General features: G+C 62.2%; 15 protein-coding genes. 9 read left to right on the top strand and 6 right to left on the bottom strand.

What is annotated here, in order from left to right; translation table 11 throughout:
- Positions 1-8 precede the first annotated feature (8 nt).
- Genes QKW60_RS08960 through QKW60_RS08945 form a run of 4 tightly spaced genes read left to right on the top strand, consistent with a single transcriptional unit; the run spans position 9 to position 2,988 of the window.
- On the top strand, positions 9-989 hold the full coding sequence (locus QKW60_RS08960; protein WP_282368142.1) for a type II secretion system F family protein: 981 nt from the start codon (positions 9-11) through the stop codon (positions 987-989).
- Positions 990-993: 4 nt separating this feature from the next.
- Positions 994-1,560: a tetratricopeptide repeat protein gene (locus tag QKW60_RS08955; RefSeq protein ID WP_282368140.1), complete on the top strand. Its 567-nt coding sequence runs from the start codon at positions 994-996 to the stop codon at positions 1,558-1,560.
- Between the two features lie 26 nt (positions 1,561-1,586).
- Positions 1,587-2,447: a tetratricopeptide repeat protein gene (locus tag QKW60_RS08950; RefSeq protein WP_282368138.1), complete on the top strand. Its 861-nt coding sequence runs from the start codon at positions 1,587-1,589 to the stop codon at positions 2,445-2,447.
- A gap of 4 nt (positions 2,448-2,451) precedes the next feature.
- Positions 2,452-2,988 carry a prepilin peptidase gene (locus tag QKW60_RS08945; RefSeq protein WP_282368137.1) on the top strand — a complete coding sequence of 179 codons (537 nt, stop codon included), beginning with the start codon at positions 2,452-2,454 and terminating at the stop codon, positions 2,986-2,988.
- On the opposite strand, the gene QKW60_RS08940 is transcribed toward QKW60_RS08945, so the two are convergent.
- Positions 2,970-4,592 (bottom strand): hypothetical protein, encoded by a 1,623-nt coding sequence (locus tag QKW60_RS08940; protein ID WP_282368135.1) that lies wholly within the window; start codon positions 4,590-4,592, stop codon positions 2,970-2,972. The two genes, QKW60_RS08945 and QKW60_RS08940, sit on opposite strands and share 19 nt — an antisense overlap.
- Before the next feature lie 146 nt (positions 4,593-4,738).
- Between QKW60_RS08940 and QKW60_RS08935 the strand changes: the two genes are divergently transcribed.
- From QKW60_RS08935 to QKW60_RS08915, 5 genes are all read left to right on the top strand, one after another.
- Complete coding sequence (locus tag QKW60_RS08935) at positions 4,739-6,049, top strand: ATPase (RefSeq protein WP_282368133.1); 1,311 nt, start codon at positions 4,739-4,741, stop codon at positions 6,047-6,049.
- Positions 6,049-6,834: an NAD(P)-binding domain-containing protein gene (locus QKW60_RS08930; RefSeq protein WP_282368131.1), complete on the top strand. Its 786-nt coding sequence runs from the start codon at positions 6,049-6,051 to the stop codon at positions 6,832-6,834. Before QKW60_RS08935 ends, QKW60_RS08930 begins: the two co-directional genes overlap by 1 nt.
- Positions 6,835-6,868: 34 nt before the next feature.
- Positions 6,869-9,271: a ligase-associated DNA damage response DEXH box helicase gene (locus tag QKW60_RS08925; RefSeq protein ID WP_282368129.1), complete on the top strand. Its 2,403-nt coding sequence runs from the start codon at positions 6,869-6,871 to the stop codon at positions 9,269-9,271.
- 95 nt (positions 9,272-9,366) lie between these two features.
- Positions 9,367-10,029, top strand: coding sequence for a ligase-associated DNA damage response endonuclease PdeM (gene pdeM, locus QKW60_RS08920; protein ID WP_282368127.1), 663 nt, complete (start codon positions 9,367-9,369; stop codon positions 10,027-10,029).
- The gene (locus QKW60_RS08915) at positions 10,026-10,451 is read left to right on the top strand and encodes a PaaI family thioesterase (protein ID WP_282368126.1); all 426 of its coding nucleotides are present in this window, start codon (positions 10,026-10,028) and stop codon (positions 10,449-10,451) included. Before pdeM ends, QKW60_RS08915 begins: the two co-directional genes overlap by 4 nt.
- Before the next feature lie 4 nt (positions 10,452-10,455).
- Here the strand turns inward: QKW60_RS08915 and folD are convergent, their stop codons facing one another.
- The 5 genes from folD to ftsH form a co-directional block, all read right to left on the bottom strand.
- The gene (folD, locus tag QKW60_RS08910) at positions 10,456-11,346 is read right to left on the bottom strand and encodes a bifunctional methylenetetrahydrofolate dehydrogenase/methenyltetrahydrofolate cyclohydrolase FolD (RefSeq protein WP_282368124.1); all 891 of its coding nucleotides are present in this window, start codon (positions 11,344-11,346) and stop codon (positions 10,456-10,458) included.
- A 117-nt stretch (positions 11,347-11,463) separates the two neighbouring features.
- Positions 11,464-13,140: a formate--tetrahydrofolate ligase gene (locus QKW60_RS08905; RefSeq protein ID WP_282368122.1), complete on the bottom strand. Its 1,677-nt coding sequence runs from the start codon at positions 13,138-13,140 to the stop codon at positions 11,464-11,466.
- Positions 13,141-13,271: 131 nt separating this feature from the next.
- The gene (locus QKW60_RS08900) at positions 13,272-13,907 is read right to left on the bottom strand and encodes an MOSC domain-containing protein (RefSeq protein ID WP_282368120.1); all 636 of its coding nucleotides are present in this window, start codon (positions 13,905-13,907) and stop codon (positions 13,272-13,274) included.
- An 81-nt stretch (positions 13,908-13,988) separates the two neighbouring features.
- Entirely contained in the window at positions 13,989-14,768 is a 780-nt protein-coding gene (locus tag QKW60_RS08895; RefSeq protein WP_282368118.1) for a methyltransferase domain-containing protein, read from the bottom strand.
- A 22-nt stretch (positions 14,769-14,790) separates the two neighbouring features.
- Complete coding sequence (gene ftsH, locus QKW60_RS08890; protein WP_282368116.1) at positions 14,791-16,710, bottom strand: ATP-dependent zinc metalloprotease FtsH; 1,920 nt, start codon at positions 16,708-16,710, stop codon at positions 14,791-14,793.
- Between the last annotated feature and the right edge of the window lie 70 nt (positions 16,711-16,780).

The raw sequence follows: 16,780 nt of genomic DNA, 5'->3' as shown, positions 1-16,780 counted from the left end.
CCTCGCTCATGCTGACTGCAATCAACGACCTGCTCATCGAAAAGATGGGGCCGCTTGGCCCGCTCTTCGCGGTCGCGATCCTTGGCGTCCTCCTCATCGCCGTTACGCTCCCGGTGATGCTGAAGAAGCAGAAGGACCCTTATGCCAAGCTGAAAGAAACCTCAAAGCCGGTAGCGACAAGTCGTGGGTTCGAGAAGAAATCCCTGCGTTCGTCGAACCGTAACGACAAGCTCGACAAGTTCGCCAACTTCCTCGAACCGAAGAGCGAGGAAGAAATGAGCACGTCGCGCCTGAAGATGACACGGGCGGGCTATCGCGGTCGCGACGCGGTGCGCAAGTTCCACGCCATTCAGTTCATTCTCGGCATCGTGTTCCTGGTCATTGGCGTCGTCTACGCGATCGTCGCCTCGGCAACGGGCGAGATCACCACAACCACGCTGGTTCTGGCGGTCGTCATGCCAGGTGCCATCGGCTATTATCTGCCGAGATACTGGATCGAGCGGCGGATTCAGACTCGGCAAGAAGAAATCCAGAACGGTTTTCCCGATGCGCTCGACATGCTTCTCGTATGCGTCGAGGCCGGCCAATCGCTCGACCAGGGGATCATTCGTGTTTCCAAGGAACTTCGCACCGGCTATCCGGCACTGGCGGAAGAATTCGAGATCGTCGCCCAGGAAATCAAGGCCGGTAAGGAAAAGACCAGCGTTCTGCGTGCCTTTGCGGAACGTTCGGGGGTGTCCGATGTTGCGTCTTTCGTGACCGTGATGATCCAGTCTCAGACATTCGGTACGTCGATTGCCGAAGCGCTGCGGGTCTATGCGTCCGAAATGCGCGACAAGCGTGTGATGCGTGCCGAAGAGGCCGCAAACAAGCTTCCGACCAAAATGACGCTTGGTACGATGATGTTCACGGTCCCGCCACTGCTGATCATCCTTGTTGGTCCCTCCGTTTACGATATGTTGCAGCTGTTCGCCAACTTCCGCCCCTGAGGCCATGACAGCACGCAATATCGGATCTTTAGCCCTGATCGGACTTATGGCCGCCTGTCAATCGACAGGCGGCCTTCCCGCTAAGGACGCCTCACCTTTTGCACCGACGGGCGCGGTGCGGGGCGAAGACGCGGTGGATGGTCTGATCGTGGGTCACCGGCTGATGGCCGTGGGTGAATATGAGCTTGCGCTCAAGGCGTACTACCGCGCTGCGGGTGTTCACGGCCTCAATGTCGATACGCTTTCTGCAATCGGGTCGGCCAATCTCCGGCTCGGTCGCCTAGGTCAGGCCGAACGCGCCCTGCGCCGGGCCATTGACGAGGACGAAACCTTCGTTCCGGCCTGGAACAATCTTGGCGTCGTACTGATGGAAACGGGCCAGGTTTCAGAGGCCAGCCGCGTCTTTCAAACAGCCTTCGCGCTTGATAGTGGCCGATCGGACTCCATCCGCGAGAATCTGCGTCTTTCACTCGCAATACTTGAGAAACCGACCTATGATGCGCCCGACGACAGCGAATTCACGCTGGTGAGACGCGGCCACGGGCGATACCTGCTTCTCACGAAGAACTGAGGTCAAAGCAGCAAAGGACGCAGCAAATGCGCCACCCGATCCTGACGCCTTTGTGCATACTCGGCGCAATATCTCTGTCGGCATGCGAGAAAAACTCCGATGCCGAAGTCAAACGCGCCATTGAGGATGTCAACGTCATCGACGAGAGCAATCTCAACGACCTGATGCTTACGGTAGCTGACCCGAACGAGGCGGTGGCCTATTTTGCCAAAACAGCAAAGCAGCATCCCGAGCGTATGGACATCAGACGCGGCCTTGCCAAATCGCTGATCCGGGCCAAAAAACCGACTGAGGCCGCGCTTGTCTGGAAACAGGTGATCGACAGCCCGGAAGGCACGAATGAAGACCGCGTCAGCTATGCCGATGCGCTTATTCGCGCCAACGAGTGGCGGCAGGCCGAAGCCGCACTCAATGCAATTCCGCCGACTCATGAGACCTTCGACCGTTACCGTCTTGAAGCCATGGTTGCGGATGCAAACAAGAAATGGACCAAGGCAGACAGTTTCTACGAGACCGCCTTTGGTCTGACAGCCAAACCGGCTGGTGTCCTGAATAACTGGGGCTATTCAAAGTTAACGCGCGGCGACTTCCCCGCTGCCGAACGGCTGTTCACCGAAGCATTGACCTATGACGGTTCGAACTTCACGACTAAGAACAACCTCGTTCTGGCCCGAGCAGCGCAGCGTAAATACGATCTTCCCATCATCAGCATGACCCAGCAGGAACAAGCCGAGTTGCTTTACACGGCCGCCCTGACCGCGATCAAGCAGGGCGATGTCACGATCGGCAAGGGCCTTCTGGAAGACGCGGTGGAAACCAGCCCCCGCCATTTCGAGCAGGCAGCCCGCGCGCTCGAAACCCTGAATGCCACCGTGATCAAGGGCTGAATCCATGCTCAATCCGTATGACGGCACCGAGGCGGTGACCTTCGCCTACCAAGTTTTCCTTGTGCTCTGCCTTCCGGTCTGTGCCTGGGTTGCCTGGTCTGACCTCAAGTTCATGAAGATCCCCAACAAGGCGGTCTACACATTGGCCGCCATTTTTGCGGTCGCCGGCCTCCTGCTCATTCCCTTCGATATATGGGTGTGGCGCTGGCTCAGCCTTGTGGTCGTCCTTGTGATCGGCTTTGTGTTGAACGCAGTGGCCGGCGTCGGCGCCGGTGACGTGAAATTCGCCTCTGCGGCTGCGCCGTTCTTCTTTCAGCGTCTGGACCACGCCCATCTGATCGTGATCCTGCTGGCAGCTTTCCTTCTCGGCGCATTCGCGACGCACCGCCTTTTAAGGGCAATCCCGGCGGTACGGGCGATGACACCCGACTGGATATCCTGGACACACAAGAAGTTCCCGATGGGACTTGCGCTGGTGGGCACCCTTCTCGCCTATCTGACGCTGCTGGCCTTTCCGACGCTTCAGGGAGCAACCGGCTGAGTCAGGATATAAAGCGGGGTGCGCCTGACCTCGCGGAGAGTCCAGCCGCCTTCATCGATCGATTCCAACATTGATGCCCGCAGCGATTGCGACATCGGGCAGAGTGGCACCGCCACGTAGTCTGCGTTTTCGATCCCCGGCGCACCGCCATAATACCACGGGGCCGCACCCTTCACCGGGCGGAAGTCGCCGAACATCCAGTAAGCCGAATATAGGTCTGTGCCCATGACGGCCGATCCGGCATAGCCTGCCGCCTCAAGATCATCCGTGACCAGTTCAAACCAGGCAGAGATCCCGCTTTCCAGACCGCAATCGGCCAATGTCTCGCCGTTCAGCGTCACCGGATCCTTGCGGTCGGCGTCCTCGCGATAGATCTCAAAAGGGTCTCCGGGCAGATCGTAGGGCAGGAACCGGTCGATCGTGTAAAGACGCTCGCGGAAGGTCATGATGTCGTCATGCGCAGGGAGCCTAGACATCAGCGGCACGGTCCCCTCGGTCTCAGCCGCAAGATGACGCCATGGGCTAAAGGCCAGATTGATCGCCGACGGGGCCCCGAACGCCAGCGCCAGCGCGCCGGTATAGGTCAAGGCAACGCGCATGTCCCAGCCGAACCCGTTGGTGACCACGCCTTCCGGCCGCAGCAGAAATGCAAACAAGGCAACAAGATAGAGCCATTGCGGATCGTTACCGAAATTCTGGTAGGCGACATAGAAAAAGCCGGGCATCAGGATCAGCATCGCCAGGCCTTCCACAGACCGCCCCGCCTGCCGCAAAAAGATCACCGCCGCAATCAGGGTCAGCGATCCGCCCATGTACAGGGGATCGGCGACCACGCCTCCGAAATCCATCCCCGCCGACGGGCGCGAGTCGCCAAGCGCCACGGTCAGCAGGTCCCGCACATATGCAAGCCAGAAATCAAAGCCGGAAAACGCGGTAAAGAGCGCCATAACCGTCAATCCAGACAAGACCGCCGAGGCCAGCATGGCGAAGTTGCGCCGCGCGAGGATCGCAATCAGCATGCCGGGCCCGAGGGCGACGACATAGGTGACCTTTGTCAGCACCAGCGCCGCCAGGCCGATTCCGATCAGCATACCGTCCAGCCATGGCCGGGGGCGATCGTGCGGGGCCAGAACCGCAAGCGGGATAATGATATAGCTGACCGCCCAGGCCCATCGGTTGTAGTGCATCGAAATCGAGATCGCGCTTTGCGCCTCACCATGGACCAGCGCGAGGCACAGAAGCATGACGAAACCGCCATAGGCATAGGGCCAGAACCCTGTCAGGCGGCTGGTTGCCACGCGCAAAACCGGCAGCAGCAAAACCGCCGCAACCAGAATCTGGGAATAGAAAATCGCATGCCCCAGACCCGCGCCTGCCTTGACGAAAACCGCCATGGGCGCAAGCGCCAGAACCCCGATCGGTGTCATGAAATCGAGATGCGGCCACTGCCCGTCGGCCATGCGAAGCACCAGCTCGGCCAGATGCATAGTATCGCCCTCGTGCTTGCCGAGGTAGAACGCGCCTTTCAGGATCGGTGCCGTGCCGAGGATCGCAATCAGCACAATCAGGAACGCCGTCAGGCGGGCGGTGCTCGATCTGCCCATTTGCGCCTCTATCCGTAAATTGTTTCCATTTTTTAGCCACATTAGCGCGTCAGAGTGCCCATGTGAATCCCATGCGGCAACCGGCCGGACGATAAATCGCGTCCACGGCTGCCGTGTTGAACCGCGGTCGTAGAAGGTCCCACAGAATGAACATGCAGGTGCCCAACGTCATTGCGCCTATCCCGCCCAAATCGTTGGCGGAAACCGGTCTCTCGACCGTGATGATGCGGGATCTACTCTTGAAAACGATCTTCCGCATGAATCTGGAATTTGTCTCCGAGATTTCCCGTCAGATCGCCCTGCCGATACCCGCGACCCAGGAACTGATCGATCTGGCACGCGTCCAGAAGCTGGTTCAGGCGACCGGTACGTTGCATGCGACCTCGGGCGGGGAAATGGGCTATCAACTGACCGACAGCGGCAAGGCACGCGCGCTCGACGCGCTCGGACAATCAGAATACTACGGTGCCATGCCGGTGCCGCTGGAAGTCTACCGCGAGCAGGTCCGCAAGCAGTCCATCCGAAACGTACAGATGACCCGTCAGCAGCTTACCAGCGCCATGGGGCACCTGATCCTGCCGGATGAACTCCTCGACCATCTCGGACCCGCCGTCGGCGCCGGTCGCTCCATCCTGATGTACGGCCCGCCGGGCAACGGTAAATCCTCAATCTCGAACGGTATCCGCGATGCGATCGGCGACAAGATCTATGTCCCGAGGGCCATCGAATATGCCGGTCAGGTCATTACCGTCTACGACCCGATCGTGCATTCGGCCGCCGAACAGTCGGTCGATGACCCGAACAGCCTGCGCCGGTCCTCCAACCGCTTCGACAACCGTTATGTGCTCTGCGAACGGCCGACCGTGATCACCGGCGGTGAACTGTCGCTCGACATGCTCGACCTCACCTACAACCCGACGGCACGGACCTACACCGCGTCGCTGCAAATGAAGGCCACCGGCGGCGTCTTCATCATCGACGACCTCGGCCGTCAGGCGGAACCGCCGCAGAAAATCGTCAACCGCTGGATCGTGCCGCTGGAAGAAAACCGCGACATTCTCGCCCTGCAATCGGGTGAAAAGTTCGAAGTGCCCTTCGACACGCTGGTGATCTTCTCCACCAACTTCCACCCGAACGAGATCTTCGACAAGGCCGCCCTGCGCCGGATCTTCTTCAAGATCAAGATCGACGGTCCGAACCAGGAGATCTTCCTCAAGATCTTCGCGATGGTGGCCAAGAAGAAGAAGATGCCGCTCGATGAAAAGGCGCTTTTGCACCTCCTGAAGGTCAAATACCCGACCATCGACAACATCTATGCAAACTATCAGCCGATCTTCCTGATCGATCAGATGATCGCGATCTGCAACTTCGAGGGCATCCCCTATCAGATGACGCCTGAACTGATTGACCGCGCCTGGGCCAACATGTTCGTCCGCGACGAAAAGATCGTTCACTGATGATGCGTGGGGTGGGTATAGCGGGGTCGGGGCGCGCGGCCCGCAGCTTCCTGTCGCGTTTGCATAAGGCCGGAATTCAGGTCGGTGCCTGCGGTCTTTCGCCTGCGATCGAAGGCATGACCGAAGATGATGTCGGTTTTGCCGCAGGCTTACGGACGCTAATCATCGTGCCACGAGATATCAACGAAACCGAGGCGCTGCTCTTTGAACGCCAGGGTCTTGTCAAAGGTACACCCGGCCTGAAAACCATCGTCATCGCCGCGACCCTGTCGCCGCGCTATGTCCGGGCTTTGCGCGGGCGAATTTCCGACACCATTGCGCTTGTCGACGCACCGTTTTCGGGCACACCGCGTGCGGCCGAGGAAGGCCGGCTTACGTTCTTTCTTGGCGGTCCGAAGGAAGACATCACGCAACTTATGCCACTCTTCGACCTTCTGGGGCGGCAAGTGGTGCGGATGGGTGGCTTCGGGACCGCGATGGCCGCGAAGGTCATGAACGACTTCCTCGCCGCGTCTTCGAACGCGATGACGCGGCTGGCGCTTGACTGGGCCGAGGCGCAGGGCATCGACGAGGCCCGATTGCTTGACATGTCGGGACACCTGCTGGAGGGCATGACCATGCCGGGTTATGATCTGATGGAGGGCGGCGGCGACGACGACAGTGTCTCGGCACTGGTCCGCGATGTCGAAAACGCGCTTGATACCGCGCTGACCGGTGCACATCTGATGCCGCCACGCTCGATGGAAAAGATTTTCCGGGGCATGAAGGCACGCGCGCTTCACTAGTTGCGAAGGTTCCGCTGGTGCCTAGACTGGCGCCATGCGTGTCCTGCCCTCCCCCTTTGCCGAATGGTTTTCCGCGCGCGGATGGACAATCCACCCGCATCAGCAGGCATTGCTCGACCGCGCTGCCGACCCGGCATTGCTGCTCATCGCTCCGACCGGCGGTGGCAAGACGCTGGCGGGCTTCCTGCCGACGCTGGCCGACCTTGCGGATGGCACGCATCGGGGCCTGCACACCCTCTACATCTCACCATTGAAGGCGCTGGCTGCCGATATCCGACGCAACCTGACCGGCCCTGTGACCGAGATGGACCTGCCGATCCGGATCGAGGACCGGACCGGCGACACCTCCTACACCAAACGCCGCCGTCAGCGCGCCGACCCGCCGCATATCCTGCTGACGACACCGGAGAGCTTGGCGCTTCTCCTGAGTTACGAGGATGCCCCGCATATCTTCGCAGGGCTCAGCCGGGTCATTGTCGATGAGGTCCACGCGCTCGCGGAATCGAAGCGTGGCGACCAGCTCATGCTGTCGCTCGCCCGGTTGAGCACCCTTGCCCCGGGCCTGCGGCGCGTCGGCCTTTCGGCCACGGTCGAAGACCCGGCTGCCATCGCCCGTTTCCTTGCCCACCACCCGGACCCTTGCGAGATCATTCACGCCGATCCCGGCCCCGATCCCGATGTCGCCATGCTGGAATCGGAAGGTCCACCCCCGTGGTCCGGTGGCGGCGGTCGCTATGCCATCCCCGAGGTGCTGGCCGAAATCAGCCGCCACCGCACGACGCTGATCTTCCACAACACCCGCGCACAGGCGGAACTTTTCTTCCGCGACCTGTGGCTGGCCAACGACGAAGGCCTGCCCATTGGCATCCACCACGGCTCGCTGTCACGCGAGGCGCGCGAGAAGGTCGAGGCGGCGATGGTGACAGGTGATCTGCGCGCCGTGGTCTGCACGGGGTCCTTGGACCTTGGCATCGACTGGGGCGATGTGGACCTCGTGATCCAAGTCGGTGCGCCGAAAAACGTCAAGCGGCTGGTGCAAAGGATCGGCCGGGCCAATCACCGCTACAACGCACCGTCGAAGGCGCTGCTGGTGCCCGCCAACCGGTGGGAGGTGGTTGAATGTCAGGCCGCGCTGGAGGCGGTGAAGGACCATGACCTTGACGGCGACCCGCGTGGGCCGGGCCCCCGGGATGTGCTTTGTCAGCATATCCTGATCGCCGCCTGTTCCGGCCCTTTCGATGCCGACGCCGTCTATGCCGAAGTCACGACCGCGGGGCCCTATGCCGCCCTCACCCGCCCCGATTTCGACGCCTGCCTCGATTTCTGCGCGACCGGGGGCTATGCGCTGAAAGCCTACGACCGCTGGCAGCGGCTGATGCTCAGGGGCGGACTCTGGACCCTGCGCGACCCGCGCGCCACGCGCGACATCCGCATGAATATCGGCACGATTACCGATGCCGAGATGGTCGAGGTCCGCTGGCAGAACCGGCTGGGCGGCCAACCCTTGGGCGAGGTTGAGGAAAGCTTCGCCTCAAAACTTGCCCCGGGCGACACGTTCCTGATTGGCGGAAAAATTGTGCGCTATGTGGGCCTGCGCGAAATGGCGCTGGAAGTCGCGCCTGCCCCCGGACGCGAGCCGAAGATCGCGGTCTATTCGGGCACCAAATTCTCCACCTCGACCCAACTTTCCCACCGCATCCTGCGGATGCTCAGGCAGGAAAGCTGGCCCGACCTGCCTGACCATACGGCAGACTGGCTGGCGCTTCAGCGCGATATGTCCCGTCTGCCCCAGCTTGACCGGTTGCTGATCGAGACCTTTCCCGCCGAGGGCCGCGCCCATCTTTGTGCCTATGGCTTCATGGGCAAGAACGCGCAGGTGACTCTGGGACTGCTGCTGACAAAGGCCATGGAGGATGCGGGGCTGAACCCGCTGGGCTTTGTCGCCACCGATTACGCGACGCTGATCTGGGGGCTGGATCCGGTGCCCGATCCGGCGGCTTTGTTTGACCGGGCACGGTTGCGCGATGGACTGGAGGGCTGGCTTGCAGGCAATGCGGTGATGAAACGCACATTCCGCAACGTGGCGCTGGTCGCGGGGCTGATTGCCCGCAACCTGCCCGGCGCGCGAAAATCCGGGCGGCAGGCGACGTTTTCCTCCGATATCCTTTATGACACTTTGCACCGCTATGACCCCGACCATCTGCTGATGCAGGTCACACTGGAAGAGGCGATGCGCGGGCTGGTCGGGTTTGGCCGGATCGAGGACATGCTGGACAGGGTTGGGAACCGCATCGACCACCTTGCCCTGCCCCGTGTCACCCCCTTCGCCGCGCCCCTGTTCCTTGAGCACGGCAAGGTGCCCGTTGAGGGTGCCGCGCGCGAGCGGCTGATGGAGGAAACGGCGGCACAGCTGATGGCGGAGGCCGGACTTGGCTGAAAGCGGCCGGGGGTACTACCCCCGGACCCCCGGGGTATTTCGGCAATGAAGAAGATGGGATTGCGTTCCAGGCTCAGGCAGGGCAGGACCAAGGCATGAACGGACATGATTTCTTCCTTTGCGGCGCGGCATTGTCCGCCCTTCCCTCGGGTGCGCTCTGGTGGCCGTCCGAGGCATGTCTGGTGGTGTCCGACCTGCATCTCGGCCGCTCGGAACGTTACGCCCGGCGGGCGGGGGCGTTGCTGCCGCCCTATGAGGTGGAAGAGACGCTGACGCGGCTCGATGCCGATATCGCGGCAACCGGCGCTTCGACTGTGGTCTGCCTTGGCGATACATTCGACGACCTTCAAGCGGCGGAACTGGATGAGGCCCATGCGCTCTGGCTGGCCCGCCTCATGGCCGGGCGGCGCTGGGTCTGGATCGAAGGCAATCACGATCCGGGGCCAGTGGGTTTGGGGGGCGAGCACCGGGCCGAACTGGTGCTGGGACCGCTGACTTTCCGGCATAGCGCGGTGGCAGGGGCGGCGGGTGAGGTTTCGGGGCATTACCATCCGAAGGCGCGCATCGCCGGGCAATCGCGACGCTGTTTTCTGGCCGATGCCGCGCGGCTGATCCTGCCCGCCTATGGCACCTTTACGGGCGGGCTTTACAGTGACGATGCCGCGCTGTCCGGCTTGATGCAACCCGGAGCCGTCGCGATCCTGACCGGGCGCGCCGCGCGCCCCATTCCAATGCCACGCAGAAAGGAACCCGCATGACTGAGACGCTGGCCCCCGAGCGCGACGCCAAGGTAAGGGAGAGTTTCGCCCGCCAGCGGCTGATGACGACATTCGGCGCCGAGATTACCGCTTTGTCCCCGGGCCATTGTGAGATCACCGCGCCGATCCTGCCGCTGGCCCGGCAGCAGCACGATGTCGGCCATGCCGGTCTGACTTTCGCCCTGGGCGATACGGCGGCGGGTTATGCCGCGCTGACGCTGATGGCCGACGGGGCAGAGGTGATGACGGCTGAGATGAAGGTCAACCTATTGGCCCCCGCGAAGGGTGACCGGCTGATAGCGACCGGCCGCGTCGTCAAAGCCGGGCGGCGCCTGTCGGTCGTGACGGCCGAGGTAGAGGCAGAGGTGGCGGGTGAACGCCGCCTCATCGCAGTGCTTCAGGGAACGATGGTCCCGGTCTGACGGCTCAGGCGGTCAGCCCTTCCGGCTCGGCCAGCCCATTGGCGCGGCAGCAGGCCGTCAGCGTATTGGCCAGCAGGCAGGCGATGGTCATCGGACCGACACCACCCGGCACCGGGGTGATCGCGCCCGCAACGGCGGCACAGCTTTCGTATTCCACATCGCCCACGAGCTTTTTCTTACCGTCGCGTTCAATCCGGTTGATACCCACATCAATCACAGTCGCGCCCGGCTTGACCCAGTCGCCCGGGATCATCTCCGGCCGGCCCACGGCGGCGACGAGGATATCAGCGCGTCGGCAAACCTCGGCCAGATCCTTGGTGCGGCTGTGGGCGATGGTGACAGTGCAGCTGTCGCCCAGCAGCAGTTGCGCCATCGGCTTGCCGACAATGTTGGAGCGGCCGACGACGACCGCATCAAGGCCGGAAAGCGAGCCATGATGGTCGCGCAGCATCATCAGGCAGCCGAGCGGCGTGCAGGGCACCATCGATTTCTGCCCGGTGCCGAGAAGACCCACATTCGAGATATGGAACCCGTCGACATCCTTCGCCGGATCGATGGAGTTGATCACCAGATCGGAATTGAGATGCCCCGGCAGCGGCAGTTGAACGAGAATGCCATGCACCGCCGGGTCGTTGTTCAGATTGTCGATCAGCGCCAGCAGATCGGCCTCGGACGTGTCGGCGTCGAGCTTGTGTTCATAGGAATTCATCCCCGCCTCGACGGTCGATTTGCCCTTGGAGCGGACATAGACTTCAGAGGCCGGGTCCTCGCCCACCAGCACGACCGCAAGGCCCGGCGTGATTCCGTTTGTTTCCTTCAGCCGTGCGACGTGCTCTGCCACCCTGGCCCGCACATTGGCCGCAAATTCCTTGCCGTCGATCACCTTGGCGCTCATACCCGCTTCCTTCCGTTGCTCTTGCCGCCGGGCCTGTGCCAGACGGATTGCGCCCCGGCAAGGGCGCAAGACGTGCGGCCGGGCGGGGTTCGATGCCCCGCCCGGACGCCCCTGTTCTTAGAAGAGACCTTCGACGTTGCCTTCGTCGTTGATCCGGATCGTTTCGGCCGCAGGCGTGCGCGGCAGGCCCGGCATGGTCATGATCTCACCGCAGATCGCGACGATGAAGCCCGCACCGGCCGACAGACGCACTTCGCGAACCGGAACCGAGTGGCCGGTGGGTGCGCCACGGCGGTTCGGATCGGTGGTGAAGCTGTACTGGGTCTTCGCCATGCAGACCGGCAGGTTGCCATATCCGGCCTCCTCCCAGACCTTCAGCTGATCGCGGATCGACTTGTCTGCCAGAACCTCATCGGCGTGGTAGATGCGCTTGGCGATGGTCTCTATCTTCTGGAAAAGCGGCATGTCGTCGGGATAGAGCGGTGCGAAATTGGCGCTGCCCGACTCGGCGAGTTGCACGACCTTGTGGGCCAGTGCCTCGGTGCCTTCCGACCCCTTGGCCCAGTGCTGGCAGAGGATCGCTTCCGACCCCTGCTGTGCGACGTAGTCCTTCACGGCCTGCACTTCGGCATCGGTATCCGAGTAGAAGTGGTTGATCGCCACAACGACCGGAACGCCGAAGCCCTTCACGTTGGCGATGTGACGGCCGAGGTTCGGGCAGCCCTTCTTGACGGCGTCCACGTTCTCGTTGTTGAGGTCGGCCTTGGCCACCCCGCCGTTCATCTTCATCGCGCGCACCGTGGCGACGATGACCGCGGCGGCGGGCTTGAGGCCAGCTTTGCGGCACTTGATGTCAAAGAACTTTTCAGCGCCAAGGTCCGCGCCGAAGCCGGCTTCGGTGACGACGTATTCACCAAGCTTCAAGGCGGTCTTGGTCGCGATGACCGAGTTGCAGCCATGGGCGATGTTGGCGAACGGGCCACCATGAACGAAGGCGGGGTTGTTTTCCAGCGTCTGCACAAGGTTTGGCTGCATCGCGTCCTTCAGAAGCACGGTCATTGCGCCGTCGGCCTTGATATCGCGGCAATAGATCGGCGTCTTGTCGCGGCGATAGGCGACGACGATGCGACCGAGCCGCTCCTGCAGATCCTCAAGGTTTTTCGACAGGCAAAGGATCGCCATGACTTCCGAAGCCACAGTGATGTCAAAGCCGGTCTGGCGCGGGAAGCCGTTCGACACACCACCGAGCGACACGACCGTGTCGCGCAGCGCGCGGTCGTTCATGTCCATGACGCGGCGCCAGGCCACGCGGCGTTCGTCGATGCCCAGCTCGTTGCCCCAGTAGATGTGGTTGTCGATCATCGCCGACAGGAGGTTGTGGGCTGACGTGATCGCGTGGAAGTCACCGGTGAAGTGGAGGTTCATCTCCTCCATCGGCACGACCTGCGCGTAACCGCCACCGGCCGCGCCACCCTTCATGCCGAAGTTCGGCCCGAGTGAAGCTTCGCGGATACAGATGACCGCCTTCTTGCCGATCCGGTTCAAGCCGTCGCCAAGGCCAACGGTGGTTGTGGTCTTGCCCTCGCCCGCGGGCGTCGGGTTGATCGCAGTCACGAGGATCAGCTTGCCGTCCTTCTTGCCCTCAAGCGAGGTGATGAAGTCCTGGCTGACCTTCGCCTTGTCGTGGCCGTAGGGCAGAAGGTGCTCGGTCGGAATGCCCAGCTTGTCGCCGATCTCCTGGATCGGGCGCTTTTTTGCCTCGCGGGCAATTTCGATATCGGATTTGAAAGCCATCAGTCACATCTCTCCCTGTCGGCGGCTGCCGGGTGATCGGTCCCCCGGGATATAGACCCCGACCGACATTGTGTACGGTTGAATTCCGACATTTTCCCGGGCGGAATCGCCAGTCTGGGCGGTGCAGGTTTCTAATCGGAAACCGCTTCGGGTGCCGATTCCGCCATTTTTGGCCGGTCGGTTCCGCTGGCCAACCACGCACGCTGATCGGGAACGTGCAGCCTGAGACGGTCGCCGATCACGAGACCGCCGGGCCGTTCCACCCATGCGGTCACACCCCGCTTGCCCTCGGCCGCTTCCTTGAAATCACGCCCCTGCCCCGGTCGCGCTTTTCCAATCGTCAACGCCGGAAAGCGGCAGGGCCGGTTCTGCATGTCGACGACCAAAGTCGTGCCGTTTTCAGATTGAAGACGCGACGACGGCGGGACATGGCTGAAATCGAGTATGCCGGACAGAACTATCGAAGCGCCGAGCCATGCTGGGTCGATTGCATCGACCCCGAGCGTCGCGGCGATTTCAGCCAGTTCCTCGGCGCTGACAACCGACACCTGCCGGACATTGCGGATCTCGGTGTTTTTCGGGTGCTGGCTCACCACGCGGGAACAGGACTGCCGTGTCACGCCGGAATGGAAATCGCCCGCAAAGCCCTCCCAGCCAAGCGGCATCTGGTCGAGCGCGCGTGTTTCGATGGCAGCCTCTTTGCGATGCGGCACATAGCCGAGCCAGGTGACGGTCGCATGATGTTCTGTCGGGATGAGAGCGGGCATGGTGGGTCCTTTGACATACGTTCTGCGCAGTCTATCGACCGTAGACAGTTACAACAACATGCCCGGACGGCGCTGCCCGTTTCAGACTGTCAGAACGAAAAACACCCGCCGGAACGGGAAAAGGACGGAGCCGTCAGCCTCAACCGGATACGCCGACCCCAGAGCGTGATCGTAGCGTTTGATGAAGGCAGCGGTTTCTTCGTCGTCCAGGTGCTCCAGATAGGGGCGCATCGCGGTGGACTGCGTGAAACGGCGAACCGGATGGGCACCATCTGCCGGTTCCAGCCGCTGGACATAGTCGGTCTCCCAGACGGTGACGCGGCCAAGCGGCGATAGAAGACGGTGATACTCCACGGGCGGGGAAACCGGCGCCACCCAGCCTTTCAGGTCAAACCGGTCGGGAAACATCTCGGCCGCGAAATCGCGCAGGAAACGGTGCGACGGCGCACCATATTGCCGGGGCATCTGCACCGCGAGCATCCCACCCGGGATCAGCACCGATGCAAGACGTGGAAACAGGGTGGCATGATCGGGTAGCCAGTGCATAGCGGCATTGGAAAATATGAGCGCGGTGGCGCTGTCCGGTTGCCACTGGGCGGCATCAGCCTCGCTCAATTTTTGGTAGCAACCGCATTTTTCGGCAGCCGCCAGCATGGCGGGGGACATGTCGATGCCAAAAAGCCGTCGTCCCGTGAACCGTTCCGCCAGCGTTGGCCCGGCAGCGCCGTTGCCGCAGCCGAGGTCGACGACATCTCCAACCGGAAGGTCACCGACCTGCGCCAGAAGATCGAGCGCGGGGCGCAGGCGAAGGTCACCAAACCGTGCATAGGCGTCGGGGTTCCAGTCGCTCACCCTTGCCATCGCAGCCCCTTTCGCGCGTTGTTCAGGCCGACGGCTCCGGTTCCAGCCCGCCGCCTTTTGGCGTCTTCGGCTTCTTGGTCTTCGGGATCGCGGTCAGCGACGGCGCGGGGCTGCCTGTATCCGGGCTGTCATCGCTATCGTCACCGCTCTTCGGCGCATCGCCGCGGATGACCCGCATCATGTCCTCGCCGGTCAGCGTCTCGAATTCCAACAGGCCCTGGGCGAGGTTTTCCATCTCGTCCCAGTGATCCTTGAGGATCTTCTTGGCGCGGTCATAGGCCTCATCCACCAGACGCCGCACTTCCTGATCGATCAGTTCGCGGCTTTCGGCCGAGGCGTTCCACGAAGATTGCGCGCCAAGGAAGCTTTCCTGCGTCGCGGTGTAGTTGATGTTGCCGAGCTTGTCCGACATGCCCCACTGGCTGACCATCGCCGTGGCGAGGTTCGTCACATGCTGGATATCGCTGTAGGCACCGTTGGTGACATTCTCGGGGCCAAAGACCAGTTCTTCGGCCGCCTTGCCGCCCATGGCAGAGGCGAGTTTCGACAGGGCCGCCTCACGCGTCAGGCTCAGCTTGTCGCGTTCGGGCAGGTAGAAGGTAACGCCCAAAGCCCGGCCACGCGGGATGATCGTCACCTTGTGGACCGGATCGTGCTGCGGCACATGGATGCCGACGATAGCGTGGCCAGCCTCGTGATAGGCGGTCAACTTCTTTTCGTCCTCGGTCATGACCATGGACCGGCGCTCCGGCCCCATCATGACCTTGTCCTTGGCCTTCTCGAAATCGTCGAGCGTCACGAACCGCTTGCCCACACGCGCCGCCAGCAGGGCGGCTTCGTTTACAAGGTTGGCAAGGTCGGCACCCGAGAACCCCGGCGTGCCCCGCGCGATGATGCGCAGGTCGACATCGGGGCCAAGCGGCACCTTGCGGGCATGTACGCCGAGGATCTTTTCGCGGCCCTTGATATCGGGGTTCGGCACCTGAACCTGACGGTCGAAACGACCGGGGCGCAGCAGCGCCGGGTCAAGCACGTCGGGCCGGTTGGTCGCCGCCACGATGATGATGCCCTCATTGGCCTCGAACCCGTCCATCTCGACCAAGAGCTGGTTCAGCGTCTGTTCGCGCTCGTCATTGCCGCCGCCATAGCCAACACCCCGGCTCCGGCCCACGGCGTCGATCTCGTCGATGAAGACGATGCAGGGCGCGTTTTTCTTGGCCTGTTCGAACATGTCGCGGACACGGGACGCACCGACACCCACGAACATTTCGACAAAGTCGGAACCCGAGATGGTGAAGAAGGGCACACCCGCCTCACCCGCGATGGCGCGGGCCAGAAGCGTCTTACCGGTGCCCGGAGGGCCGACCAGCAGCGCGCCTTTCGGGATCTTGCCGCCGAGGCGCGAGAATTTCTGCGGGTTGCGCAGGAATTCGACGATCTCTTCCAGTTCTTCCTTGGCCTCGTCGATGCCGGCAACGTCGTCGAACGTCACCCGGCCATGCTTTTCGGTCAGCAGCTTCGCGCGGGACTTGCCAAAGCCCATGGCACCACCGCGTCCGCCGCCCTGCATCCGGTTCATGAAGAAGATCCAGATGCCGATCAGGACGAGGAATGGGAGCCACAGCGACAGAACCGAGAAGAAGCCAGACTGCTCCTGCCGCTCGGCCTTCACACTGATGTCTTTTTCGATCAGCCGCTCGACCAGTTCCTCACCCTCGGGCTTGATCGTGACCCAGGTCGTGCCGTCCTTGGTCTGGACCTGCACCTGCTCGCCATCGATCACGACAGCGCTGACCTCGTTCGCATCGACCTTCGCGAGGAAGTCGGAATAGCTCAGCGTCCGCGAGTTCATCGTCGACTGTCCGTTGCCGAACAGATTGAACAACGCCAGGATCAAAAGAAACAGCACGACCCAGAAGGCGATGTTGCGCGCGTTACCCACGGGAATCCTCCACACGTATTTCTGCCGCTACGGCGCACCGTGCGGGTTCCCCTCTAAAATAGAGATAAAG

The organism is Albidovulum aestuarii, assembly GCF_029961185.1.
GTDB classification, from domain to species: Bacteria; Pseudomonadota; Alphaproteobacteria; order Rhodobacterales; family Rhodobacteraceae; genus Albidovulum; species Albidovulum aestuarii.
The sequence above is the reverse complement of the archived record's forward strand: the minus strand, read 5'-3'. Positions and strand labels throughout refer to the sequence as shown.